This window comes from Desulfosarcina ovata subsp. ovata (assembly GCF_009689005.1).
Lineage (GTDB): Bacteria > Desulfobacterota > Desulfobacteria > Desulfobacterales > Desulfosarcinaceae > Desulfosarcina > Desulfosarcina ovata.
The window spans coordinates 1637373-1661931 of record NZ_AP021879.1 but is presented as its reverse complement, the minus strand read 5'-3'; the positions used below and the strand labels follow the sequence as shown (position 1 = coordinate 1661931).

General features: G+C 49.4%; 26 protein-coding genes and 1 pseudogene. 23 read left to right on the top strand and 4 right to left on the bottom strand.

Translation table 11 applies throughout. From position 1 onward, the window contains the following. Positions 1–50 precede the first annotated feature (50 nt). A complete protein-coding gene (locus GN112_RS07470) occupies positions 51–2627 on the top strand; it encodes a 6-hydroxymethylpterin diphosphokinase MptE-like protein (RefSeq protein ID WP_155309635.1) in 2577 nt (858 codons plus the stop codon). 68 nt (positions 2628–2695) lie between these two features. Here the strand turns inward: GN112_RS07470 and flaF are convergent, their stop codons facing one another. From flaF to GN112_RS07450, 4 genes and pseudogenes are all read right to left on the bottom strand, one after another. Then, positions 2696–3067, bottom strand: coding sequence for a flagellar biosynthesis regulator FlaF (gene flaF / locus GN112_RS07465; protein ID WP_197743284.1), 372 nt, complete (start codon positions 3065–3067; stop codon positions 2696–2698). Continuing rightward, positions 3057–3446 carry a flagellar biosynthesis repressor FlbT gene (locus GN112_RS07460; RefSeq protein ID WP_155309633.1) on the bottom strand — a complete coding sequence of 130 codons (390 nt, stop codon included), beginning with the start codon at positions 3444–3446 and terminating at the stop codon, positions 3057–3059. The genes flaF and GN112_RS07460 overlap by 11 nt, the downstream gene beginning before the upstream one ends. 167 nt (positions 3447–3613) lie before the next feature. Beyond that, positions 3614–4459, bottom strand: coding sequence for a flagellin (locus tag GN112_RS07455; RefSeq protein ID WP_155309632.1), 846 nt, complete (start codon positions 4457–4459; stop codon positions 3614–3616). Positions 4460–4673: 214 nt separating this feature from the next. Further along, positions 4674–5000, bottom strand: a pseudogene (locus GN112_RS07450) (IS1 family transposase); the annotation flags it as partial. 512 nt (positions 5001–5512) lie between these two features. Between GN112_RS07450 and GN112_RS07445 the strand changes: the two are divergent. From GN112_RS07445 to flhB, 22 genes are all read left to right on the top strand, one after another. Next, positions 5513–6559, top strand: coding sequence for a sigma-54 interaction domain-containing protein (locus GN112_RS07445; protein WP_155309631.1), 1047 nt, complete (start codon positions 5513–5515; stop codon positions 6557–6559). A gap of 355 nt (positions 6560–6914) precedes the next feature. Next, positions 6915–8264, top strand: coding sequence for a sigma-54-dependent transcriptional regulator (locus GN112_RS07440; protein ID WP_155309630.1), 1350 nt, complete (start codon positions 6915–6917; stop codon positions 8262–8264). A gap of 88 nt (positions 8265–8352) precedes the next feature. Further along, on the top strand, positions 8353–8781 hold the full coding sequence (flgB, locus tag GN112_RS07435; protein WP_155309629.1) for a flagellar basal body rod protein FlgB: 429 nt from the start codon (positions 8353–8355) through the stop codon (positions 8779–8781). Position 8782: 1 nt separating this feature from the next. Further along, complete coding sequence (gene flgC, locus GN112_RS07430; RefSeq protein ID WP_155309628.1) at positions 8783–9220, top strand: flagellar basal body rod protein FlgC; 438 nt, start codon at positions 8783–8785, stop codon at positions 9218–9220. Beyond that, entirely contained in the window at positions 9220–9522 is a 303-nt protein-coding gene (fliE, locus tag GN112_RS07425) for a flagellar hook-basal body complex protein FliE (protein WP_155309627.1), read from the top strand. The genes flgC and fliE overlap by 1 nt, the downstream gene beginning before the upstream one ends. A 242-nt stretch (positions 9523–9764) precedes the next feature. Further along, positions 9765–11366 (top strand): flagellar basal-body MS-ring/collar protein FliF, encoded by a 1602-nt coding sequence (fliF, locus tag GN112_RS07420; RefSeq protein WP_155309626.1) that lies wholly within the window; start codon positions 9765–9767, stop codon positions 11364–11366. A gap of 84 nt (positions 11367–11450) precedes the next feature. Continuing rightward, on the top strand, positions 11451–12419 hold the full coding sequence (gene fliG / locus GN112_RS07415) for a flagellar motor switch protein FliG (protein WP_155309625.1): 969 nt from the start codon (positions 11451–11453) through the stop codon (positions 12417–12419). Continuing rightward, on the top strand, positions 12412–13125 hold the full coding sequence (locus tag GN112_RS07410) for a FliH/SctL family protein (protein WP_155309624.1): 714 nt from the start codon (positions 12412–12414) through the stop codon (positions 13123–13125). The genes fliG and GN112_RS07410 overlap by 8 nt, the downstream gene beginning before the upstream one ends. 10 nt (positions 13126–13135) lie before the next feature. Further along, entirely contained in the window at positions 13136–14455 is a 1320-nt protein-coding gene (gene fliI, locus GN112_RS07405; protein ID WP_155309623.1) for a flagellar protein export ATPase FliI, read from the top strand. Continuing rightward, positions 14448–14609 carry a hypothetical protein gene (locus GN112_RS34240; RefSeq protein ID WP_231716955.1) on the top strand — a complete coding sequence of 54 codons (162 nt, stop codon included), beginning with the start codon at positions 14448–14450 and terminating at the stop codon, positions 14607–14609. Before fliI ends, GN112_RS34240 begins: the two co-directional genes overlap by 8 nt. A gap of 162 nt (positions 14610–14771) precedes the next feature. Further along, entirely contained in the window at positions 14772–15233 is a 462-nt protein-coding gene (gene fliJ / locus GN112_RS07400) for a flagellar export protein FliJ (RefSeq protein ID WP_155309622.1), read from the top strand. Continuing rightward, entirely contained in the window at positions 15233–16942 is a 1710-nt protein-coding gene (locus GN112_RS07395; protein WP_155309621.1) for a flagellar hook-length control protein FliK, read from the top strand. The genes fliJ and GN112_RS07395 overlap by 1 nt, the downstream gene beginning before the upstream one ends. A gap of 51 nt (positions 16943–16993) precedes the next feature. Next, positions 16994–17680: a flagellar hook assembly protein FlgD gene (locus GN112_RS07390; RefSeq protein WP_162458828.1), complete on the top strand. Its 687-nt coding sequence runs from the start codon at positions 16994–16996 to the stop codon at positions 17678–17680. A 24-nt stretch (positions 17681–17704) separates the two neighbouring features. Beyond that, positions 17705–18982 (top strand): flagellar hook protein FlgE, encoded by a 1278-nt coding sequence (locus tag GN112_RS07385; RefSeq protein WP_155309619.1) that lies wholly within the window; start codon positions 17705–17707, stop codon positions 18980–18982. A gap of 377 nt (positions 18983–19359) precedes the next feature. Next, positions 19360–19818: a flagellar basal body-associated FliL family protein gene (locus GN112_RS07380; protein WP_155309618.1), complete on the top strand. Its 459-nt coding sequence runs from the start codon at positions 19360–19362 to the stop codon at positions 19816–19818. A 9-nt stretch (positions 19819–19827) separates the two neighbouring features. Continuing rightward, positions 19828–20811 carry a flagellar motor switch protein FliM gene (fliM, locus tag GN112_RS07375; protein ID WP_155309617.1) on the top strand — a complete coding sequence of 328 codons (984 nt, stop codon included), beginning with the start codon at positions 19828–19830 and terminating at the stop codon, positions 20809–20811. A gap of 3 nt (positions 20812–20814) precedes the next feature. Continuing rightward, a complete protein-coding gene (fliN, locus tag GN112_RS07370; RefSeq protein ID WP_155309616.1) occupies positions 20815–21150 on the top strand; it encodes a flagellar motor switch protein FliN in 336 nt (111 codons plus the stop codon). After that, a complete protein-coding gene (gene fliO, locus GN112_RS07365) occupies positions 21147–21524 on the top strand; it encodes a flagellar biosynthetic protein FliO (RefSeq protein WP_155309615.1) in 378 nt (125 codons plus the stop codon). The genes fliN and fliO overlap by 4 nt, the downstream gene beginning before the upstream one ends. Continuing rightward, positions 21521–22330, top strand: coding sequence for a flagellar type III secretion system pore protein FliP (fliP, locus tag GN112_RS07360; RefSeq protein ID WP_155309614.1), 810 nt, complete (start codon positions 21521–21523; stop codon positions 22328–22330). Before fliO ends, fliP begins: the two co-directional genes overlap by 4 nt. A 14-nt stretch (positions 22331–22344) precedes the next feature. Continuing rightward, positions 22345–22614, top strand: coding sequence for a flagellar biosynthesis protein FliQ (gene fliQ / locus GN112_RS07355; protein WP_155309613.1), 270 nt, complete (start codon positions 22345–22347; stop codon positions 22612–22614). A 66-nt stretch (positions 22615–22680) separates the two neighbouring features. After that, a complete protein-coding gene (gene fliR / locus GN112_RS07350; RefSeq protein WP_155309612.1) occupies positions 22681–23469 on the top strand; it encodes a flagellar biosynthetic protein FliR in 789 nt (262 codons plus the stop codon). Between the two features lie 3 nt (positions 23470–23472). Continuing rightward, positions 23473–24543 carry a flagellar biosynthesis protein FlhB gene (gene flhB, locus GN112_RS07345; protein ID WP_155309611.1) on the top strand — a complete coding sequence of 357 codons (1071 nt, stop codon included), beginning with the start codon at positions 23473–23475 and terminating at the stop codon, positions 24541–24543. Positions 24544–24559: the final 16 nt, after the last annotated feature.

Here is a 24559-nt window from a genome sequence, read left to right as displayed (position 1 = left end):
TTGTATATAGCGGTGGGGTTTCTCATTATTTGGAAAGAGTGAGAGAAAGCTTGAAAAATAATATTTATTTTTGCAAAAATAGCGTTGCTCTCAGATCCCGTTTCCCCGAAGCATACTCGTCACTGAACTCTTCAATTAAAGATGATTCACTTGCCTCATTAAACTTTGATATCGGAAGTCACGGACAGACAATTCAAGTTTGCAAGAGGAGCGGGAAGACCTCCCTCTTGTACGATCCCACATCGCTTGAAAAAATGCTCCACGACATAGCTTCGAAACCGCCTCCCGATCCTTACGATACTATTTTTTTTATTGGGATAGGATTATGTCATGCGCCACTTTCAGCCATTCAGCGGTATAACAAAAAGCCAAGAATCATCATTATTGAACCTTATCCTGCAGTTTTCAACTTAGCTCTCAATACTAAGAATCTATCTGATCTGCTAAGCTATGATCGGTTGGATCTCTTTATCGGAAAACAGGTAAATCTCAAGAGAATTATTAATAAATACGAAAAAAACATCCCTTTGGGAAGAACTCTGTTATTCATCCATTCATATGACCATGCAATCACGGGAACGAAATATCGTTTGATTGTACATGAGTTGATGCACCGCATCAAAATGATCAGGGATATCTGGAATACTACCCGTCGATTTGGCAAACAGATGTTGGAGAATTCCATTGCCAACCTGCCGAGCCTGCTTTCCGGAACGCCCATGGGAGCTTTACGCGACAAGTTTAAAGGCGTTCCGGCAATCTGTTTTGCCGCGGGCCCATCTTTGGACGAAGCGCTGCCGGAGATAAAAAAAACAACTAACGCCTTGCTCATTGCTTGTGATTCTGCTGTCGGTTCACTTTTAAAAGAGAATATCCAACCGCATGTGGTTGCCACCGCCGATAGTCATCTGGCCAACATCAAGAAATTGAGACCTCACATGCACCGCCTGACGAATACCATGCTTGTCTTTGGCGTTGAATCCAACCCCGATAATGTCCGTTGCTATCTTGGTCGGCGACGAACGGGCGTAACTGCCTACAACAAACTGATCACTAACTGGTTGGCACCCAATCTGAAATTAGGGTGCCAATTTCCCCAAATGACATCGGTCATGCACCTGGCGGTTTCTTTTGCAACGGCTATCGGCGCTGAACCGATCATTCTGGTTGGTGTCGATTTGGCGTATATCGGCAAACGGAGCCATTCAAGTGGAGCGGTATTTAATCATATTCCGGAGAAGAAATCGAATTTGATTGCGATCAATGGAGTCAGCGGTGATGTGGTGCATGCCCCCCCCCCATTGGTTGCTGACCGGATTATCCTGGAACAGAATATCGATCAATCCCAAGTCAGAATGATTAATACGAGCCTTCGAGGGGCATTCATCGAAAATTCCGAAATTAAATCGATTGCCGAGGTGGCAGAAACCGAATTGGGTGAGCAACTTAATGTCAATGCCCTTATGGAATCGATTGCCTGGGAACCAGCTTCCGACAATGAGCGGATCATCGCTGAAGTGGCCCGGCTGATTGAGCGGCTTGCCGGTTTTGCAAGCCAGTGTGAAAAACAATCCGATGCGGTCCGACAGATCCTCAAACGGCATGGAGGACGATATAACTTCGCAGGCCTGGAAAGCGATTCCAATGGATTAATAGGTGGTGACGAACGCTTTCAAAATGAAAACAACGATTTAATAAGCCTCATTGAAGAATCCTTCCTCGATGAGATCCAACCTATTTTGAAACAGTCAGAAATAAATGACGCTAAAACAAAGACGTCCAAAAACGAAAAGATAGTCGATCAACTGACCAACATCCAGCTGAAATATACGGTGTTTCGCCAGTCGGCCAATACGTTGATTGGGTATTTAAAAACGGTTGCAAAAAATTTCGCAAAAATGAAAAAGCAACTAGATCTGTTCGCGACAGATACTGGCAACTACCAGCATAGGATTGATTTGGCTGAATGTTTTCGTGATTGCGGCGAGATTTGGCAGGCCGTTAATGCCTACCTTCAGTGTATCGACACCGATCCTCAACGGCCGGTAGCATATAAAGGATTAATCCAGTTATATATTGATGCTCAATTGTGGGCAGCCGCCAACGAAATGGCTGCCACCGCACGAACTATTTTTCCTGATGATGAGGACGTTGGGCGCCTGGAGAAAATGGTTGAAAATCATATTGACTCCATTTTTTACCAGATGAATGCGGCGTGGAAAACGGGAGATGTATCCAAATCGAAGAGATTGTTGGACGCATATAAACTTTTGAGAGATGACGATCCGCAGGTCCGTGAAATTGAGACCGATATTGATTTGCTTGAAAATTCGTCATTGGAAAAGCCGGATATGAATCATGCGGGTTCTGCCGATCTGCAGGCCCGTTTCAAGCAGGCGGTTCAGGCGGTAAAGAATCAGGACATTGAAAGGGGGGTGGGAATTTTAGAAGGATTATGCTTAGACTTTCCCGATCTCACCGCTAAATTGAGATCGCAGATCGGTGATTGCCGGATACTGCAGAAAAATTATAAAAGTGCCCTGTGGAATTTTCTTAAAGCGTGGCAACATGGACTCCGTGGGGACGAAATGAAAAGGAAAATAGATTTATTACGGTCATACGGCTGAAACTAATTGATGATCTTGTCGCGTGCCGAGGCGCAAAAGCGTTCCAACACAATGGGTGTTCATGCAGGCTACTGCCCCCTTAATCCGGCAGCGATGTTCTCATTGATTTTAATTAGGATCGTTAATAGTTCTGGGGAAGGGGAGGCCATCACTTCAAATATCCGTTTGTCGACAAACCCGCTGAGGCGTAACAAGTCCACTTTGATATGGTTTGGTAAGGGGTTATCCGCTTTGCCAAGTTCGGTTTGAAATATGGACCAGATCCGCTGGTTGTAGTTCAGTGCCTCCCTGAGCAGAGTTCTCCTGGTTTCGTTATCCCATTTCCTCTGGCACACTCTGAGTTTGGAAGCCGCCTCCGTTAATACCCTGGCTTCCGTCTCTCTTCCCGAAACCGATACTCTCTCAACGGATTTATAAGCCTTAAGCGCATTATTGTACACGGGCGATGATCTCCTCTTCATACGCAATTAATTTTTTACAATTTTTCAAGGCCTGATAGTAGCGGCCGTTCAAAATATCCTCACTGATACGTTCGATTCGTCCCTTTGCACTTGGTGCGGCATCCAAAAAATCCTTGACTAGGCCCCAATACAATTTGTGGTGGGCGGGCAGGTTGTTTTCATCAATGTACATTAACTGAATTGAAAAATATATCTTTCGGGCCGGACTGGTGGCTTTTTCACTGCTGAGGATGTCTTTTTCCCTTAAAATGGGAACGGTATTCTCGATAATAAAGTTGGTTTTGGCAGGTCCGTTGGTTATAACGGCGCCACCAATAATCATCCGCTCGCCAGGTTTTAGGGTTATTTTTAGTCCCATGACAGGTAACTGTTCGAAGATTTTGCCGTTAGGCAGTTTTAAGAAGAATGTAGAAAATGTTTTCGTGAATTAAACCTGTACGATTGGGATTGTGATACGGGCAAAGGGAACTATGGTTTCCCCTTGCCCGTTTTTGTTTATGACGGTTGCAAGGATGCTGTCAAGTACTAGAAGAGCTGCAATACGGACTGGGCCGCCTGGGATGCCAGGCTGAGAGACGTCGTACCCAGATTTTGGCGGGTTTGCAGCATCAGCATGTTGGCGCCTTCTTCGTTCATGTCGGCCAGGGTAAGGTTGTCACCGCCGGTCTCCAATGTGTTGATCATGGATGACGTGAAATCAGATCGAATGGAGATGGTGGAGAGGCTTGAGGACAGTTTCTGCGCTTCAGTTCTCAATTGGCCGATGACAGAGTCGATCTCTCCAATAGCAGACTCGATAGAAGCGTTGCTATCGAAATTGGCTTCGCTGATCGTTATTGCGCTTGCGCCTGCCCCACTCCCTGTCATCGTTATTGCTTTCGAACCACTGTCATACGCAATATTGAAGCCGGAGACGCTAAGTGTATTGGTTCCATCTTCATTGAACTCGACGGAAATGCCGTTTGATGTTCCTTGGATCAGGTTCTGGCCGCCATAACTGGAATCTTCCGCCATCTCGCCGACTTGGACAAGGAGTTTGTTGTACTGCTCTTCAAGATCTGTGTCATTGTCCGATGTCTTTGCAGCAGAGGCCAGGGATTTCATCTGATCCAGCAGGTTTTCGATCTCCTCGATACCGGTGTTTGCCGCTTCGATGGTCTGGATGGCTTCGCTCATGCCGTCCTTTTTGGCCTCAAGGTCACTGGCGCGGTTGTAATGATCTTCGGCCTTGAAAAAGTTGACCGGGTCGTCCAGTGCGGAGTTGACCTTTTTACCGGTGGACAGACGGTTCTGGGTAGTCTCCATCAGTGAGTCGACCTGCTGAAGGGCGGTGAGGTTCTGACGCATTCCTGAGGTGAGTGCGATTGTCATGATGATTCTCCTTTTCTAGGGTTTTGCCGGCTTTCTTGCCGTATGGGTTGATTTGTGCGCGCTCGCTGCTGAATTCGTTCTGAGCATCCTTGGACGATTCCTGCGCGCTATAACCCTATTATCGTTCGATGGGGGAGGGACTTTAGATAAAAATGCAGGATCGGGCACTGGTTCAGTTGAATAGGTAATAACTATAGATTACTATTTTGGTTAGTTATATGTATTGTGCACTGAAAAGCGATTCCGGAGTGGTCTCGCATTCTACTACTCCTAAACTGACAGCAGGCACTTCTTTGGTTGTAAAGTGAACTCTGAGGAAGTTATGGACAACCCAATAAACGTTCAATACGCGTTGAAGACCGGTTTCTGATTTTGCATATGTATTTGTTTTTCTTCTATACGCGGAACATTTTCGGCGCATTGCACTATTGTTGGCTTCAACGTGGTTGGCGTGTGTTTCCTTATCTGTAATATGGTTTGTGGTCTCAGGGTGTTGCGGACATGTTGTCTGGTATTTTGGCCTTTTTCGTCCTTTCTTATGGATCGGTTTGATAGGAAATTATCGGTGAACATCATCCGTTTGCAAAATGCGATGTCTTGCAAAATGCAAAACGGTGCCGATAGTAATGAAAAGAACAGTTTTGATTGATGCCAATACCGGTTGGTGCTCATTAATTAGCAGTTAAATTGAATTATTAGCTAAAAATACAATTAGCTTTGATTCAATTTCATGGATCGCGACGGATGGCCCCATTCGTGGAACAGGGCAATTCGAAAGTTGCAAAATGCAAAATATGGTAATTGAAATGGTGTGTTTTCGTGAGATTAGAACTCGCAATTCAGTCAAATAACAAAGCTTGGCATTAACGGCAAAGCAGCATCCGCCACTATAGATAAGGACTCCGCCTGCGTTTGCCCCCAATATATGGAGCGGATGAGGATCTTTGACTTTATGGTGCCGAAATAATTGACGCTCCGTCAATAAAGCGGCAACAATTTTGCTTGACTATAAAGCATTCCCCAACAATGTGATAAAAAAGCAGGAGGCCTTTTGTGCAAGACTCAACAATGATTAAAAATGAATGTACAAATAAGGTGGTCGAGGGATCCGTATCAGTAATGCATGAGAATGAAGCCTTTACAGGTATCGTTGGTGATAGTCCAAAAATGCAGAAAATTTTTCGCTTGGTGGAGCGCATTGCGGACAGCGACAGTACCATATTAATAAATGGCGAAACCGGTACCGGAAAAGGGATGATCGCCCACGCCATTCATAAGCAGTCTTACAGAAAAGAACAGCCCTTTATATCAATCAACTGTGGTGCGATTCCGGAAAACTTGTTGGAAAGTGAGCTTTTCGGACACATCAAGGGGGCTTTTACCGGAGCAACAGCCAATAAAGTCGGAAAGTTCGAGGCCGCCAACGGTGGGACTATCTTCCTGGATGAAATCGGCGATATGAGCCATGATCTTCAGGTAAAAATACTGAAGGTGCTTGAAGAACGCAAGTTTGAACCGGTTGGTGGCTGCCGGACCATAAACGTCGATGTCAGAATCATTGCAGCGACGCACCGGGATTTGGAAGAAGAGGTTCAGAAAGGCAACTTTCGGGAGGATCTGTTTTACCGGCTTTATGTGATTCCAATCAAACTTCCCGCCTTAAGGGAAAGAATGTCCGATATCCCTCATTTCGTTTCCCATTTTATCAGCCAGCTCAACCGGGAAAAGAAAACGGAAGTCACTCAGATTACCGCCCAGGCATTGGATGCGCTGATGCGGCACTCCTGGCCGGGAAACGTAAGGGAACTAGCCAACCTGATGGAGCGCTTGGTGGTCATAAAGGGGCAGGGATCGCTGGGAATTGACGACTTGCCGCCAAAAATGCGAGCGCAGATCCCCACGAACAGTTTCGCGGCACCGGAGATTTCCGGTGATGGGATCTGTTTGAACACAGCGGTCAGTGAGTTCGAAAAACGCCTTATTTATCAGTCTTTAGAAAAAACCCAATGGGTTAAAAATAAAGCCGCCAAACTCCTGCATGTCAAACGAACGACATTGGTTGAAAAAATTAAACGTTACGAATTGCAAAAGTGTGCCTGAACGATTTTTCCTCCCCCACACAAAAAAAAGCGGGCATCGTGCCCGCTTTTTTTTTGGGAATGACGTCAAGATGCTGACGTTAGCCCATTTTAATCTGCCCGCAGTCAGTTTTGTCAGTTCCTCTCTTCTCATTTTGTCTTATTTATAACCTATAGTAATAAAAGAGAAATAAAAAGTATTAAAGGGCGATTGGTTGTCAACCGACGATCACTTGTTTCATGGCAACTAAATTGCAAAACACTTTTCAGTCAAACGATTGAATTGACTTCTTTCTGCGGTTGGCCGCCTTGTATCTTTTTCATATCCAAGAAGGTTAATACCATTTCCAGGTCTGCAGCCTGGCTGAAGAGACGATATGGATGTGACTTCCGTTTTACTGGTGATAAATGAATCCGCACTGCAAAATATTTTTCGACGCATGTTCGAAAGAAAAGAGGTGCAGGCAGAGTTTTGTTCAGATGCCAATCAGGCAATTGAACGCCTCCATCACCGGGCGCATCAAATCATATATATCGACTTGGCTTTGGGTGATATGGACGGTATCGAACTCGTCAAAAAAATCAAACAGGATTTTCCAAAGACCTATATTCTAATGGGCTCGAATGCATGCACGCCCAAGGATGTGATTCGATCTATGCAGGCAGGTGCGGCCGACTTTATCGTTGACCCTTTCGAAATTGATCTTGTCAAGGCCGCCATGGATAAGGCGATGCGGGAAACCCTTCCCAGATCGTCTATGTCGCAGCGGAATCATTCCAATCAAAAAACGATTGTCACGCAGGATAGGTCTCTTCAACGCGTCCTGGACGTTGCCAGAAAAGTTGCCCCAAGCACGGCCAATGTTCTGATCACTGGCGAAAGTGGCACGGGAAAGGAGTTGTTGGCCGCTTACATTCATGCCAACAGCCAACGAAACGACCAACCCTATATCGCTGTTAACTGTGCGGCACTACCGGAACAGCTTGCCGAAAGCGAACTGTTTGGTCATGAAAAGGGCGCCTTTACCGGTGCGATTTCGCGCAAGCTGGGGAAGTTCGAAGGTGCCGGCAACGGCACGTTGGTTTTGGATGAGATTACCGAGATGGCGTTGCCACTTCAGGCCAAGCTGCTGCGTGCCATTCAAGAGCGTGAAATTGTCAGGCTGGGAAGTAATCGCCCGGTAACGGTCGGCGCCAGAATTATTGCCATCAGTAACCGGAATATCAAAAAGGCAGTCATGGCCAATGAGTTCCGTGAAGATCTTTACTACCGTATCAGTGTCATTCCTTTGACGATTCCTCCGCTTCGAGAACGAAATAACGACATCCCACTGCTGGCAAACCATTTTTTTGAACGCTTCAGCAAACAGAATCAAAGCACAATGACTCGCATTTCGGATTCGGCCATGGAACTTCTTTCCCGGCAAAAATGGCCCGGTAATGTCCGAGAGCTGGAAAACACCATCGAACGCGGAGTGCTGATTGGCCATGGTGAAGAACTCCTGCCGGAACATTTGTTTATGGAAGAAGTTTTTCAAGACGATAACCGAAAGCCGAGTCTGGAAGCGGGGATGACGGTCAGGGAGATGGAAAAAGAACTGATATTCAATACCTTGAATGCCGTAGAGGACAACCGTACGCATGCCGCAAAGATGCTTGGGATCAGTATCCGGACCCTGCGAAACAAACTAAATGAATACCGCGAGGAGATGGATCGTACCGGATGATGGTTCACACCCACTTTTCAAAAAGATGCGACTGAAATGGTATGTAATTTGCTGAACCAAAGAATAGTCTACTAAACCGAGGACCGCTATGGATGATCATGCATTCAACCTTTTTGGAGGAACCATATCAACGCTGTCCAGGTCGCTGGACCTCAGGGCACGCCAGCATGAGTTGATTCTGAGCAATGTTGCCAATGCGGATACGCCGAATTATGCTCCCTTTTCCATAAACGTCGAAAAAGCACTTCAGGAAGGCTCGTCGGTGGGCACTCCATCGGCATTGACACGGACCGACGATAACCATCTATCCGGAGAGCCTGTGGTTGATGATCAATCCGCTGATATCGATTCCGGTGAAGCGGATCCGCTTTTGCTGAGAGGGGACCGGAACGGTGTCGATATCGATGTTGAAATGACCCGTCTTGCCAGAAACAGCCTGCTTTACAAAACAGCCACCCAGATTGTGGGGTCCAAGTTAAAAGGGCTGAAGAATGTTATCAAGGGAGGAACCAACTAACATGAGTTTTCTTGACAGCTTGTCCATCAGCGCCACCGGATTGAGCGCCCAGCGCCTCAGAATGAATCTTATTTCGAGCAATATGGCCAACATCAACACCACCCGAACCGAATCGGGTGAGCCGTATAAGCGCAAGGACGCTGTTTTCGAAACCATTCAGGCGGATGACTTCCAGACCGTACTTGATGAGCAAAATGGAACTGTCCAGGGCGGTGTCCAGGTTGCCGACATTATCGAGGATCAGAAACCGTTTATCGAAAAATATGATCCCGGTCATCCGGATGCTGATGAAAACGGTTACATTCGGCTGCCCAATGTCAATATTGTTGAAGAAATGGTGAATATGATTTCGGCCAGCCGAAGCTTTGAGGCCAACGCCACCGCTGTGCGCAATACAAAAGATATGGCCAGTGCTGCACTGGAGATCGGAAAAAGTTGATGAATGACCTGACCATTACCAATTTACAATCCCTCCTGCCGCAATTGGAAACGTCTGCCAGCCAGAGCAAGGCGACATCGTCCGCGCCTTTCAGCAGTTATGTCAAGCAGATGCTAAAGGAGACCAATCAGAAAATGCTTGACTCGGATCAGGCCATCGAAGATCTGACGACCGGAAAAAATACGGATATTCATAATACCATGATTGCCATGCAGAAGGCTGAGATTTCTTTTGAACTGGTTATGCAGATCAGAAATAAGCTCATCGATGCCTATGATGAAATAAAAAGAATGTCCATATAATCCGCGCAAGCGGCAATCATGCGGAGTTCAAGGCAAAATTGGACAAGTCAGGGGTTTGTTGCTGGTGATTTTAGGATAATGTTTTTGGCAAGACCAGAGGGAGGAAGCCGTATTGTAGTACTGCAACGACCGATGACGCAGCCCAAAAACATTATCTTGAGTACTATAAAACCGCATGTGACCTGATCAATGTTGATGCAACTGATTTATAGACACGGTTGAATACGATTTGAGGAGTATCGATGGCTTTTTTTCCATCTATCTTGCCACAACAGATAAAATTGGCCTTTAAAGGACTTTCCACCGGCAAACTGGTAGCCATGGCCATTTTGATTGGCGGCATCATTGCCGGATTTGCTTTTTTGTTGAATTGGTCCGAGACCGGAAACCTGCATCCGCTTTACAGCAACCTCGCTCCGGAAGACGCTTCCCAGATCGTTTCCCGTTTGCGCGAACGGCAGATCCCTTACCAACTCAGTATGGATGGAACCGGTGTTTTTATCCCATATGAAAAAATATATGAAACCCGGCTGGAACTGGCATCGGAGGGACTGCCGCGGGGAGATGGAATCGGTTTCGAGGTGTTTGACGAAACCGAACTGGGAATGACCGAGTTTGTCCAAAATGTGAATTATCAGCGGGCACTTCAGGGGGAGTTGAGCCGAACCATCAACACGTTGCTTGAGGTGGAGAATTCGAGGGTCCACATTGTTATGCCGGCCCGATCCCTTTTTATTGAAGATGAAGAGCCTGCCACGGCTTCCGTTATTGTAAAATTGCGGCGTGGCAAATATCTGAATAAAGAGCAGATTCAGGGGATCGTCCATTTGGTATCATCGAGTGTCTCACGGCTTGAACCGGAAGATGTTACCGTTATCGACAACAGCGGAAAAATGCTGGCCGGATTCAAGGAGACATCCACTGTCAGCCAGGTAACCTCCAATCAACTTGCTTTCCAGGAGAAGAAAGAGCGGATTCTGGAGAATCGTGTCAAGACCATGCTGGAAAGTGTTCTGGGACAGGACAAGGCCATTGTCCGAGTTTCCTGTCTGCTCAATTTTGTTCAGCAGGAAAAAACCGAGGAATTGTACTTGCCGGATAACTCGGTGGTGCGCAGTGAGCAGACATCCACCTCTATCGTCAACGGTGCTGGCCTTACGGCATCCGGTGTCCCCGGGCTCCAATCCAATGTTGTGCCAAACAATTCAGGCGTGTCCGGTCAAAAGGGGGCGAAAGGCAATCAGAAACAACAGTTTACGAAAAATTATGAGGTGAGTAAGCGGGTCAACCGGCAGATCATGCCCGTTGGCAGTATTCAGCGACTCTCCGTGGCGGTTGTTGTGGACGGGTCATACCAGCAGGCTGAGGAAGGCGCCGAAGGAGAGCAGGCGCAATATGTTCAAAGGACCGCCGAAGAGATGGCCAAACTGGAGAGCATTGTCAAGAGTGCCGTCGATTACGATGCTACCCGGGGAGATAAGATCGAAGTGGTCAACATCCCCTTTGAAACCCAATTGTCACCTGAAATGGCCGCGGCTCCGGCAACCGCTGGCTGGTTGGAAACGATCAAGACGCATCAGGAACTGATAAAATATTCGGCAGCAGCGCTTTTCTTCTTACTTTCATACATGATTGTCCTCAAGCCACTGGCCCGTTGGCTGACCTCGACACCCATCGAAGAGATCCAGATGCTTGAGCAGTTGCCGCAGACGATTAAGGAGCTGGAGCGGCGTTACGCCGAGGCAGGAACAGAGAACAGCTATACCCGGCAGTTGGAAAATGTCATCAAGGAGAACCGCTCCGGTTCAACCCGACTGATGAAAGAGTGGCTTAAGGAGACATGATCTTGAAGTCTATAGATTCGAGATCATGTCTTCCACCATGAAAAACGGAAACCTTATTAACGCGAAGCGAAACAGTGTATTGATATGGACCCCCGCAATTTAATCGGATCACTAAAAGCGGCAATCCTTGTACATGCCATGGGATGGGATGCGATTGCGCCGGTGGTCGACCAGCTCAGCAAGCCTGAGAGGAACCTGATATTCAAGCTGCAATCCAAATTGGGAGAAATTTCTCCTGCCTTGGTTGAGAGTGTTGCCCGTGAATTTCTTGAAAAAGCGGCCCCTCCCAAACAGATCGAGAATAACAAGTCATCTGAGGCAGACGATGCCGGTGAGGAAAGCGCCGATCAGCGACGGGTAAAAAAACTCAAAGCCATTCAGTCCATCCCCCCGGACCTTCTCAACCAACTGATTCAAAACGAGCACCCACAGACGATTTCCTTGGTGGTGGCCCACATCGAACCGCACATCGCCAGTGAGGTGATGTCACTGTTGCCCGACGAGCTGAAAGCCGACGTAGCCTATCGAATTGCCAATTTGGACAAAGTCGCCTCGGGCATGTTGGAAGAGATCGAAAACGTTTTTGAAGAGATCCTCGCCAACAAAGAGACATCCACCTCGCAAAAGGCTGGCGGTGTACCTCGGTTGGCTGAGATCCTGAACATGATCGACAGCTCCGCTACCGAGCAGATCATCGAAGAAATCGAGGAAGACGATCCGGAGTTGGCTGAAAAGATTCGGCAGAATATGTTTGTTTTTGACGATCTTGTGCTGGTCGATGACCGCGGGTTGCAGAAAGTCCTCCGCTCCGTAGAGTCCCAGGAACTGGCCGTGGCACTAAAGGCAGCGACCAACGAAGTGAAGGAAAAAATATTCCGCAATATGTCCCAACGGGCTGCGGAAATCCTAAAAGAGGAGATGGAGGTCTCCGGTGCCGTCCGGATCAAGGACGTTACGGATGCGCAACAAAAAGTCACCAAGATTGTCCAGGATATGGAACGAAAGGGCGAATTGGTGATCAGCGGGAGAGGAGGGGAGGAATTTGTTGGCTAATACACCCAAAAACGATTCGATGTCCACAAGGGAGCCATGTGCGCTATACTATTTTCCTGAAATACCATCCGGTAACGCAAAGAAACCCAAATCTGCTCATTGCACTGATGACTTCGTCAGCGGCCCCCCCAAACCCAGCTGCGATATCGCGTCCTTGCACTCTATAGCGAATGAACAGCAGGATATTCAAGCCGTTATCGAAGAGGCATTCAACAATGGCCTGGAGCAGGGGCGTTCGGAATCCGCCACCGCCCTCAGGGAAAACGTCGAAAGTGCAGTCTCGGCATTTAATACCGCTGTCGCGGAAATGGGTCACAGCCACCAACAGAATATTCAGTTGATGGAAACGGAAACGGTTCGCCTGGCTTTGGCCATCGCTAAAAAAATTATTGGTTATGAAATTGAGCATGCACCAATTGTCAGCCATGTGGTTAAAATGGCAATGGAGAAAATTGCCGATCCTCGCCAATTGATTATCAGACTGCATCCTGGAGATATCGAAGCAGTTGAATCGATAAAATCGGATTTGATTCCGATCGATGAAGGAAATTTGGCCGTGCGTATCCAAGCGGACGATACGATTCAACAGGGTGGCTGCATTATTGAAACCCAGCTTGGTGATGTCGATGCCAGAATCGACCAGCAGATAAAAACGATCGAAGCATTATTGATCGATCAACTGCCCAAACCCGCTGATGAAAGCTGAGTGATTGAATATGTTCAACGCATTATCTTTGGATAAGTACCATGGCATTGTTGACTCAGCGGCACTGATCCGGGCGGGAGGAAGGATAAAAAAGATCGTTGGGATGGTGATTGAAACCAGTGGGCCCGCCGTTCAGATCGGATGTGTCTGTGATATCCATACCGATGGCGGCTCAACCTGTGTCAGTGCGGAAGTGATGGGTTTCCGTGAAGATTCGGTGCTGATGATGCCGTTGGAGGACATCCGCAGTTTGGGGCCCGGTTGCAAGGTGGTCGCGCGGAAAGAAAAAGCACAGGTGGGCGTCGGCAACGCAATGTTGGGTCGGGTGATCGACGGTCTGGGCAATCCCATCGACGGAAAGGGGCCGATCCAGATTGACGACGCCTATCCGGTCTATGCCAACCCCGTCAATCCGCTCTTGCGAAACCGGATTACCAAACCGCTGGATCTGGGCATTCGTGCCATCAACGGGCTTTTGACGATCGGCTGTGGTCAACGCATGGGCATTTTTGCCGGTTCCGGTGTGGGGAAAAGTGTTCTTCTTGGGATGATTGCCAGGCAGACCTCGGCAGAGGTGAACGTTATTGCTCTGATCGGCGAACGGGGCAGGGAACTTAATGAGTTTATCCAAAAGGATTTGGGAGAAGAAGGACTTAAAAGGTCTGTTGTGGTCGTTGCCACCTCCGATCATTTGCCCCTGGTAAGATTGCGGGGTGGTTTTATTGCCACCGCCATTGCCGAGTATTTCAGGGACCAGGGGCGCCACGTGAATCTGATGATGGATTCCGTCACCCGGCTGGCCATGGCCCAGCGTGAAATCGGTCTGTCCCTGGGCGAACCGCCAACCACCAAGGGGTATACCCCCTCGGTGTTTGCCATGTTACCCAAACTACTTGAACGCGCCGGAACGTCATCCGGGCGCGGAACCATTACCGGATTGTACACCGTCCTTGTGGAGGGCGATGACATGAACGAACCCATCGCCGATGCCGTCCGTTCGATCCTTGATGGCCACATTGTGCTAACGCGTGACCTGGCAAACCAGAACCACTACCCGGCAATTGATGTTCTCAGAAGTATCAGCCGGGTCATGGCCGATATTACCGATCTGGACCACAAACACCATGCCGGGCATGTGAAGGAGATTATGGCTACCTACCGTAAAGCCGAAGATCTCATCAACATCGGTGCCTATGCGGCCGGCAGCAACCCGAAAATCGACATGGCCATCCGGATGATCGATCCCATCAACCGTTATTTAAAACAGGATATTCACGAAGCGGCCGCTTTCGAAGAGAGCGTCCATGCGTTAGCCAGCTTGCATGAATAAGTGGCTGTTTGGAAAGTATGTGTCAGCCGTAAAAAAACGCCTTATCGGGGTGTTTTTTTATTTGCGTGGCCTGCAGTTGCGGTGTGCCAAGGCAATTGGGAAAAAACCTCCAGCGCCGGTAATTGTTGCCGCCTTTCAGCTTGGTTATCCATGAAAAAAGATTGTGATAAATTGAAAAATCAAATTAAAACAAGTGGTAACGCAATGATAAAAGAGATGGCACAAATGATGCTTAAAAGATGGTATGACAGTGCCGGTCGGATGCATTCAGGATCCCAATGCCGGCTAAGATGTGGATGGTAGGGAAGGGAACCCCATGTACACATTCAGGCTGCAAGCCGTTCTCGATCACCGCCAATTTGTAGAAGATAATTTGAAAAAAGAACTCGCCGAGATTCGTCAACAAGCCATGGCGGCTGAAAAGACGTTGGAGCAAATGGAAAATAAAGAGCAGTTTACTGCTGAAGCATTGAGAAATGAACAGGTCAGCGGCCTTGCCAGTGACCATGTGACTGCCTACCACAGCTACCTAAGGCGACTGTCCGATCGCATCGTGGCACAAAAGACCTTGATCGTTACTATTGAAAACAGGATCAGCCGCAAACAGGATGAGGTTCTCGAGGCCATGAAAAAACGTCAGATTCTGGAAAAGCTCAAAGACCAGGGCCTCGACCGCTACAATCAGACGCTGGTGCGAAAAGAGACGAACTTTATCGATGAAATCGCTGTCAACCAATATGCCCGAAAGGCATTGAACCGTCATGGAAAGAATGACTAATGGAACTGGGAAGCTTGATTCAATCCTTTATGGCGCCAACGGCTTCAACCAAAGCTGTGACGGGCACGGACATTTTGACCAGAGACTTCTCGGAAACGGTAACCGGCACCGATGTCAATGATGGGCAGTCCTTTCTCCAGGCGATCAGTGAGTATCTGTCGGGCAGCCATGATCGGCCGGTGTCAGATGGCCCGGTAACCGATTCAGATATGCCGGCACTCGAGGAAACCGATTTGCAACTGGCCGCCCTGATCGCTGAGGATCCGTCCCTGGCCGCGATGGTGGAAATGCTCCAGCAAGATGCTGTGGCCGATTCTGCCACCGAAATCGAAAGCATCGCATCCGCCTTCACCGAGATGGATGACGATGCGCCAATGGCGATGCCGATCCAAACTTTGGCAAATGGAAAAGAGGTATTGCCCGAGGAAATGCTCACCACCGGCGAGTCAGACGGTGCCGAATGGGAGAACGCCCTGTTGGCTTTCGAAACGGGAACGCAACGGCATGGCAGCCAACCAACGACTGAGGATCAACTGATCTCGCAAGAGAAAAACATTGTGGTTCCCGCCATTAAATCCGAGGACGAAACGATCATCCCTTCAAACGGCGCTGCTTCTCAGTTGCGGTCACAAATGGAACAGACGCAAATTGATCTGCAAGGGGGTGAAACCCGTTCGGACAATGGGCGTCTATCCGGCCCATCCGTTTCGCTGGCTGAGGGGGAAATGACGCTATCGGAAAATATGCCTGAAAAAAATCAGCAGATATTTGATGCCGGGTCACAACAAGATGAAATCGTGACGGATGATGAACAGCTGGCGGTTCGCTCCCCAAATATGCCTGAAAGAGATCAGCGACTGTTTAATGGCGAGTCACAACAAAATGAAATCGTAATGGATGATGAACAGCCGGCGGCTCGCTTCCTTTCCACGGACAGTTTGAAAAGTGACTCCAAACCGTCGTCTGCGACCGGTTCCGTGCCCGGGGAAGGAACACTACCCTCAAAAGGAGAAACTCCGCAAAAAGGAGAGAATTCGCAGCCGGAAGGCGATGACGTGGCCGCCCAAAAAAAGCACCATCAATTGCGGACGCAGGGCGAAAGCACCAACGCATCGTTTCGCGAGACGGCAAATGGCGGCACAACGCCTTATGAAGCGTCAAGGTCCGATTCTCCAGCAGTTGACAGCCTTTCCCAGAACCGGGCGCAGACGACGACACCGTTTGGCAGCCCATCCCAACCGGCGGCGGAGAGTGGTTTTAACAAGGCGGTGATGGATCAGATCGTCGAGAAAGCCATGGTTCGTTCTACCGACACGGGATCAGAGGTTCGTGTTCAGCTGAAACCTGATTCTCTGGGGGATGTCCGCATGAGCATCATCTCGGAAAACAACCAGCTGTCGGTAAAAATGATCACCGATCAACACACAACCAAAGAAATTCTCGAAAGCCAGTTGAATCATCTGAGAGCGGAACTGGACAAGCAGGGACTGGTCGTCGACAAGATCGAGGTCATGGTCAACACCAATACCGATCAAAACCAGAATCGCGAACAGTTTTTCCAGATGTTCCGCGATCAGCAGACTGGCAATGGTCGTGGAAACGCCGGAGAAAACCGGCAGCGGCGGCAGCAGCAGCAAGAGGCACAAAATGGTGGCGATGGAAACAGGACGCAATCGTCGGTAGAAAATGGTATCAGCTATTTCGCCTGACCCTCTGTTTTCATGGTGAAGAAAAAAACATTTTGTGGGAGACATTTAAAAATGTCAGTGATGAGCGTATCCGAAGTATACAGTCAGGCCAGCACGAGTACCAGCAGCGATGAAGACGAAACCGTCATGGGCAAGGATGATTTCCTTACCCTCCTGGTGGCCCAGCTTCAGAATCAGGACCCGTTGAATCCATCGGACAGTACGGAATTCACTGCCCAACTGGCCCAGTTCAGCTCGCTTGAACAGTTGCAGAACATCAATGATGCATTGTCCGATTTCGAAGTTTATCAATCCACCTTGAACAACATCCAGTCATCTAGTTTTATTGGTAAAACCATTACCGCTTCCGGTGACACGCTTACTGTTGAAGATGGCGTGGCAAATGATATCGCCTTTGAACTCGAAGAGAGCAGTACCAGTGTTTATATCCAGATTTACGATGCTTCGGGAACATACGTTGGCGATATCGATGCGGGCGCCATGGCGGCCGGTCAACAGACCGTTAGCTGGGATGCAACCGATGACAACGGCACGGCGGTGGACGACGGCGTGTATACCTTTTCCATCATGGCGGTGGATGCGGATGGAAATTCGGTCACTGCAACCTCCTATGTGACCGGAACGGTGACCGGTATTGATTACGAATCCGGCGAAACCTTGCTGCTGATCGGCGACCAGGAAGTTGCCATCTCTTCGATGATCCGTGTTGAAGAGACCAGCACCGATGATAATGTTTAACGATTAAATTTAAGGAGATAGAAGATGATTGGTTCCTTGTATTCCGGGATTTCGGGGCTGAAAGCAAACACCAGTGCCATGGCCGTTATCGGCGATAACATCGCCAATGTGGACACGACCGGGTTTAAAACGTCCAGGGTGTCTTTCGCCAATATTTTCAGTTCCACCTTAAGTCAGAGCGGTCTTGAGATCGGTCGCGGCGTAACCATGAACGGTGTCAACCCGCAATGGGATTCGGGTTCCCTTGAAAATACCACCAGCGGAACGGACCTTGCCGTAAACGGCACCGGACTTTTCGTCGTTACCGACCCCAGTACCGGCAGTACCTATTATACCCGTGCCGGTCAATTTGAGTGGGATTCCGACGGCAACCTGGTGACCCCCGATGGGTTTGTCGTGCAAGGCTACAGTATTGATACGGACGGAGAGATCGGAGGATTAACGGATATTGCACTGCCGAACGGCACGAGTGACCCCAGTGCAACCACAGAGCTTACCTTCGGTATCAATCTGAACAGTGACGCGGAAGCGGGCGATACATTTACCAGTTCAATCACGACTTATGACTCCCTGGGGTCCGAAGTTATCCTGGATGTCGTCTTTGTGGCAGACGGCAGCGGAGGCTGGGACTGGTCCGTGGATGTGGACCCGACCTCGGCGACCTGTAACACGGGCGGACATATTGAGTTCGACGTCGAGGGCAATCTTGACACCACTGCTTCATACTACGACTCGGATATTACCGTTGACGATGATAGTGACGGCGATGCCACGAACGATGCAGTTTCAGGAAATCCGGTTATCGCCATTACTGGATTGGACGGCGCCGATGACATGAGTATTAGCTGGTCTTATCTGGATTCATCCGGTGACTCCGATGGCAGTATTACCGGCTACGCCTCGGAATCCACCAAGACGGCCCAGAGTCAGGACGGTTATCCTTCCGGCAGCCTCCAGTCGGTCAGTGTGGATGAGGACGGCTATTTCACTGGAATTTATTCCAATGGCTCTATGATTCCCTTTGCCCAGATCGCCCTGGCCGACTTTCCCAGCTATTCGGGGTTGGCCAAGATGGGCAGCAACCTGTATGCTGAGTCGTTATCATCCGGGCAGGCGCTGATCGGTACCGCCAATACCGCCAGCCTGGGATCGGTTTCATCGAGCACGCTTGAGATGTCCAACGTTGATCTGGCCACGGAATTCGTTGAGATGATCACCACCCAGCGTGCCTATCAGGCCAACTCCAAAGTCATCACCACCAGTGACGAGATCCTCCAGGAGCTGATTAATATCAAGCGTTAATTCCTGTTCCCGGCCGTTTGCTGACCGCAGGCAATCCTGATCGATGATCGGGATTGCCTGCGGCAGGTCTGCGCACCGTATTCCGTCAAACCCTTGACTCCTTGCCTTGAATATTGACGCTGCCGCCACAGACAACGCCGGTAGCAGTTTAAGAAATATCTCCTTTCCTCCAATACCCCATCGATAATTGGCGTATATTGGCACCGGTCGTTCAGGAAAAACCCCTTATCCTGAGGGGTTGGACTCAACGACGGATTCTTTTTCAGTTTCCATGACAGGCCAAAACGAAATGGCATGCAACATGCTTGATTGATCGCCATCGATTGCCATGGTTCAAGATTGCCAGAAATGACAAAACCGTCGACGGAGGATGATGAATGTCGAAAACAATGCTGATTATTATAGGCGCGGTTGTGCTTCTCTTCATAGGGGCGGTGGGAGCCGGCTTTTTCATTTTATGGACCAAGATCTCTCAGATCCCTCCTGCCGAGACACCTGCCGCCGAAATCAAGGTTGAAGAGGAGGAAAATGTCATCGGTCCCCTCTATGCACTGGATACGATGATTGTCAATCTGGCGGACCATGGCGGAAAGCGCTATCTGCGTATCACCATGGCGCTTGAATTGAATGACCCGGATGCGGTGAGTTCCATTGAAAGTCGTCTTCCTCAGGTCAGGGACGCCATCTTGATGATCCTTCCCACCAAGAATTATACTGACGTCAGCACTACCGAGGGTAAAATCGCCCTGCGAAACGAATTGATGACAACGATTAACGGCCTGATGACCAAAGGCCAGGTAAACAATATCTATTTTACCGAATTTGTTGTGCAATAGGATTCCACCATGGCTGACCAGATTCTGTCACAAGAGGAAATCGATGCGCTGCTTTCGGCAATGGACAGCGGCGAACTCGATGTCGCCGAGGAGAGCCAGGAGGTTGCCGTCGAGGTCCGTCCATATGACCTTACGGCCCAGAATATCATGCAGCGCGGCCAGTTCGACGCGTTGGAAGAGGTCTACGATAAGTTCGTCAATTTATATCAGGCGTCTTTATCCAATATTTTTCAACGGGCCATTTCAGTAAAAATCATTTCCCAGGAAACCGTCAAATTCGGAGAGTTCATCAAGGCTTTTTCCAACCCCACGGGATTTGTTATTTTCGGGATGGAACCGCTCATCGGCTCCGCGCTGATTGCCTTTGAACCCAACCTGGTCTTCTCACTGATTGACTGTATGTTCGGCGGCGATGGCAAACCCATGGAGAAAATACGTGAGTTTACCATGATCGAAAGGCGCATGCTCAATAAAATGGCCCTGGGTGTATTAAAAGACCTTGAGACCGCCTGGGATGCCGCTTATTCGCTTCGTATGTCCTTACGAAAAATCGAAACCAAACCCGAGTTTGTTTATCTGGTCAATCCCAGTGATCAATTGATCATCGTTGTCTTTGCCATCAGTACGGAATCCTTTTCGGGGAACATCCATCTTTGCCTGCCCTATCTGATGCTTGAGCCGATCAAAGAACATCTAAGTTCCAGTTACCTGCGCGAAAAAGATCGAGCCAGTTCGTTTGGTGATGAAATTCGCAACCTGCTTCGGCGCACGGAAGTCAACCTGGTTGCCGAGTTGGGCAAAACGGTTTACTCGGTTCAGGATATCCTGAATTTTGAAGTTGACGATATTATCCGGCTGAACACCGGTCCGCAGAATAACGTTACCGTGAACATTGAGCGGGTTCCCAAATACCTGGGCATGCCAGGGGTGGTCAAGGGAAGCAAGGCCGTACAGATTACGGATGTGATCGATCATGACCGAGGAAAGGGATAAACCATGGCACCAAAAAGAAACGCGGGTGCATCGGGGGCGGGCGGCAACGCGAAGCCCAATGCGCTTGAGGCCGGCAGCGAGGAAAATCTGGATCTGCTGCTTGACATCCCTCTGGAGATCACGATCGAGTTGGGGCGTACCCGGATGTTGATCAACGATCTTTTAAAACTGGGCCAGGGATCGATAATTGAACTGACCAAAGAGGCGGGGGATACATTGGAGATTCTGGCCAACAATCGACTGATTGCCAAGGGCGATGTGGTCGTGGTGAACAAAAAATACGGTATTCGGCTGACCGAAGTGATCAGTCCGGTCGAACGTGTGGAGAAGTTGGGATGAATGCAGGATCTGACATTCTCACTGCCGGGGTAAAAATGGTCGCATCCATGGGTGTGGTGCTGACCCTGATTGCAGTCATGCTATACGGCATCAGGAAACTGACTCGACAGCGTATGGGGGGGGGCAGCGGCAAATCGATTCGCGTACTGGAAAACCATTACCTTGGCGTAAAAAAGAGTATCTGCCTGGTTGGTGTCCCGGGAAAGGTGCTGGTTCTGGGGGTGACCGGCGACCGTATCAGCCTGCTCGATACATTGGACGAAACAAGTATTTCGGATCGTTTGCCTGAGAATACACCTCCCTCCTTCGGACCGATGTTTGCCGAAAGGCTGAAACGTTTTGGTCGTGGACGCATGGGAAAGGATGACCGGTGAGGTGCAAACGGCTCCCAAAACCGGCCTTCAATAAGGATCGGCAGGCAGTAAACGATCTCCTTCGACGGGCACTGTGGGTTCTTATCCCGCTTGGACTGATTCTGCTGGCCGGCAGTGCCTGGGGGCAGACACCGGCACCGCTGATCAGTATCGGTGTCGACCAGGAAGCGGATCCGGGTAAGATGACCGTGGTCATGCAATTGTTCCTGCTGATGACCGTTTTGTCCCTCGCCCCGTCGATTCTGATCATGCTGACCTCGTTTACCCGCATCGCCATCGTTTTCTCCTTGTTGCGGCAGGCGATGGGCACCAACCAGCTGCCGCCCAACCAGGTGGTGATCGGGCTTTCACTCTTTTTAACCTTTTACGTCATGGCTCCGGTATGGCAGCAGGTTAACGAGGATGCCCTGCAGCCATTACTGGCCAAGGAAATCAACCAGACCCAGGCCCTTGAAAAGGCGCTGGTTCCCATCCGTAAATTCATGATTTCCCAGACCCGTGAAAAGGACCTGGCCCTTCTGGTGAATGTGGCCAAATTGCAACGCCCGGCAAATGTGGACGAAGTGCCGACGACCGTCTTGATCCCATCCTTTATCATCAGCGAACTGAAAACGGCCTTCCAGATCGGTTTTATGCTTTATGTTCCGTTTCTGATTATTGACATGGTGGTGGCCAGTGTCCTGCTTTCCATGGGCATGATGATGTTGCCGCCGATTATGGTCTCCTTGCCTTTCAAACTGATGATTTTCGTGCTGGCCGACGGCTGGTACTTAATCGTAGGTTCGTTGGTAAAGAGCTTTGCCTGAAGGGGAAAATCGTCATGACGCCTGAGTTTGTTACCAGCTTTTTTTTGCAGGCCATCAAAACCGCCATTCTGCTCGCCTCGCCCATGCTCGCCGTGGGGCTGATTACCGGTGTGTTGGTCAGCATGTTTCAAGCCGCCACCCAGATCAACGAAATGACCATGGTATTTGTTCCCAAGATGATTGGGGTGGCCCTGGCCCTGCTGTTTTTTTTCCCGTGGATGATAAAAATGATTGTCGGGTTCACCCAGAACCTGTTTCTCAATTTGCCCAACTACATTCGCTGATTGGTGCCGCCGATCAAAGCTGCCAGATGGCATCGGAACCCAGAACGGCGATGATGGACAGATAAAATGGCAACCCTGAATCTCCCCATTGATGCCGTTTACGGTGTACTTCTGATTTTTCTCAGGGTAGCCGGTATTGTTTTCAGTGCGCCGATTCTCGATACATCCAGTATTCCGGCGACCTTCAAGGCGGGACTGGCGCTGGCCGTCAGTATTCTGATGTTTCCCACGATCCGGATGACGGTCAACCTGGGAGATCTTAACCTGATTATTCTGACCTTCGGCGTGATTTCTGAAGTTGGCATCGGCGTGACCATCGGTCTTTCCGTGAAGTTGCTGTTTGCCGGTATCCAGCTGGCCGGACAGATTGCCGGCTATCAGATGGGATTTGCCATTGCCAATGTGGTCGATCCGGCCACCAGCACCCAGGTCCCCATCCTGGGACAGTTCTACAACCTGACGGCCATGTTGATTTTTTTATCCATCAACGCCCATCATATGTTTTTCTCGGCATTGGTGGAGAGTTACAGCATTATTCCTCCCCTGTTCATCCATATCGGTCCGCAACTGGTGAGTAAGATGATGAAACTGGCGGCCAATATGTTTGTTGTGGCCATTAAGGTGGGTGCTCCCCTGATTGCGGTCATGCTGATCACCAGTGTCGGGCTCGGCCTGGTGGCAAGGACGGTTCCGCAGATGAACATTTTTATTGTTGCCATGCCGTTGAAAATTGTTATCGGTCTGTTTTTTATGATGATTTCCGCGCCTTATCTGACCACCTTCCTAATCCATCTGTTTGCATCCTACCGGATCACCCTGTTCGATCTGATGCGGCTGATGGGAGGCAGCGGGTGAGCCATGGCAGGCGGGGATCAGAGTCAGGACAAAACCGAACAGCCGACCGGTAAAAAACTGTCAGAGGCCCGTCGAAAGGGCAATGTGGCCAGCAGCCGGGAGATCCCCTCGGTTTTGGTACTCTCAGGGGGCGTTGGCGTGCTCTATTTTGGCGGCTCCTGGATGCTGGGCCGCCTGATCGGGCTGATGCGCATCATCTACCAGCGTGCCGGTACCCTTAATATGGCTCCGGAAACCATGCACACCCTCTTTTGGGATTTGTTTTCCAATACTATTCTTATCTTGATCCCTTTGATGCTGGTGGCAATGACCGCCGGTGTGATCGGCAATGTGGCCCAGTTCGGTTTTCTTTTTACCGGTGAGAAGTTGACGCCGGATCTCGCCAAGTTGAATCCGATCAGCGGTATAAAGAAGTTCTTTTCCCTTCGCTCACTGGTGGAACTGCTCAAATCCGTCATCAAACTGTTGATTATCGGCGGTGTCGCCTACGCGGTAACGCAACGCTATCTCGACCAGATCCCCGGACTCATGCAATTGAGCATCGGCGCCATTGTGATTTTTATCGGTCAGGCCTCGTTTCAAATCGGCCTCTATACATGTATGGTTCTTTTTCTGATGGCGGTTCTGGATTTTGCCTACACCAAGTGGCAACACCAGGAAGATCTGAAGATGTCCAAGCAGGAGGTCAAGGACGAACATAAACAAAGTGAAGGCGACCCAAAGGTGAAGGCCAGAATCCGGTCCGTGCAACGCGAAATGGCCCGGCAGCGGATGATGGAAGCGGTCCCCGGGGCCACCGTTGTTATTACCAACCCCACCCATCTGGCCATTGCCATTCAATATGAAGACGGGATGCATGCGCCAACTGTGGTGGCCAAAGGCGCTGGGTTTGTGGCCCAGAAGATCAAAGCCCTCGCCGAGGAAAACGATGTACCCATGGTGGAAAACAAGCCTTTGGCCAGAACCCTTTTCAAATCCACTGAAATTGGTGATTTCATTCCCGCGGACATGTACCGGGCCGTGGCTGAAATTCTTGCCTATGTCTACCGCCTGAAGGGACTCGTTCAGGGTTGACGGATCGACCGTCCCT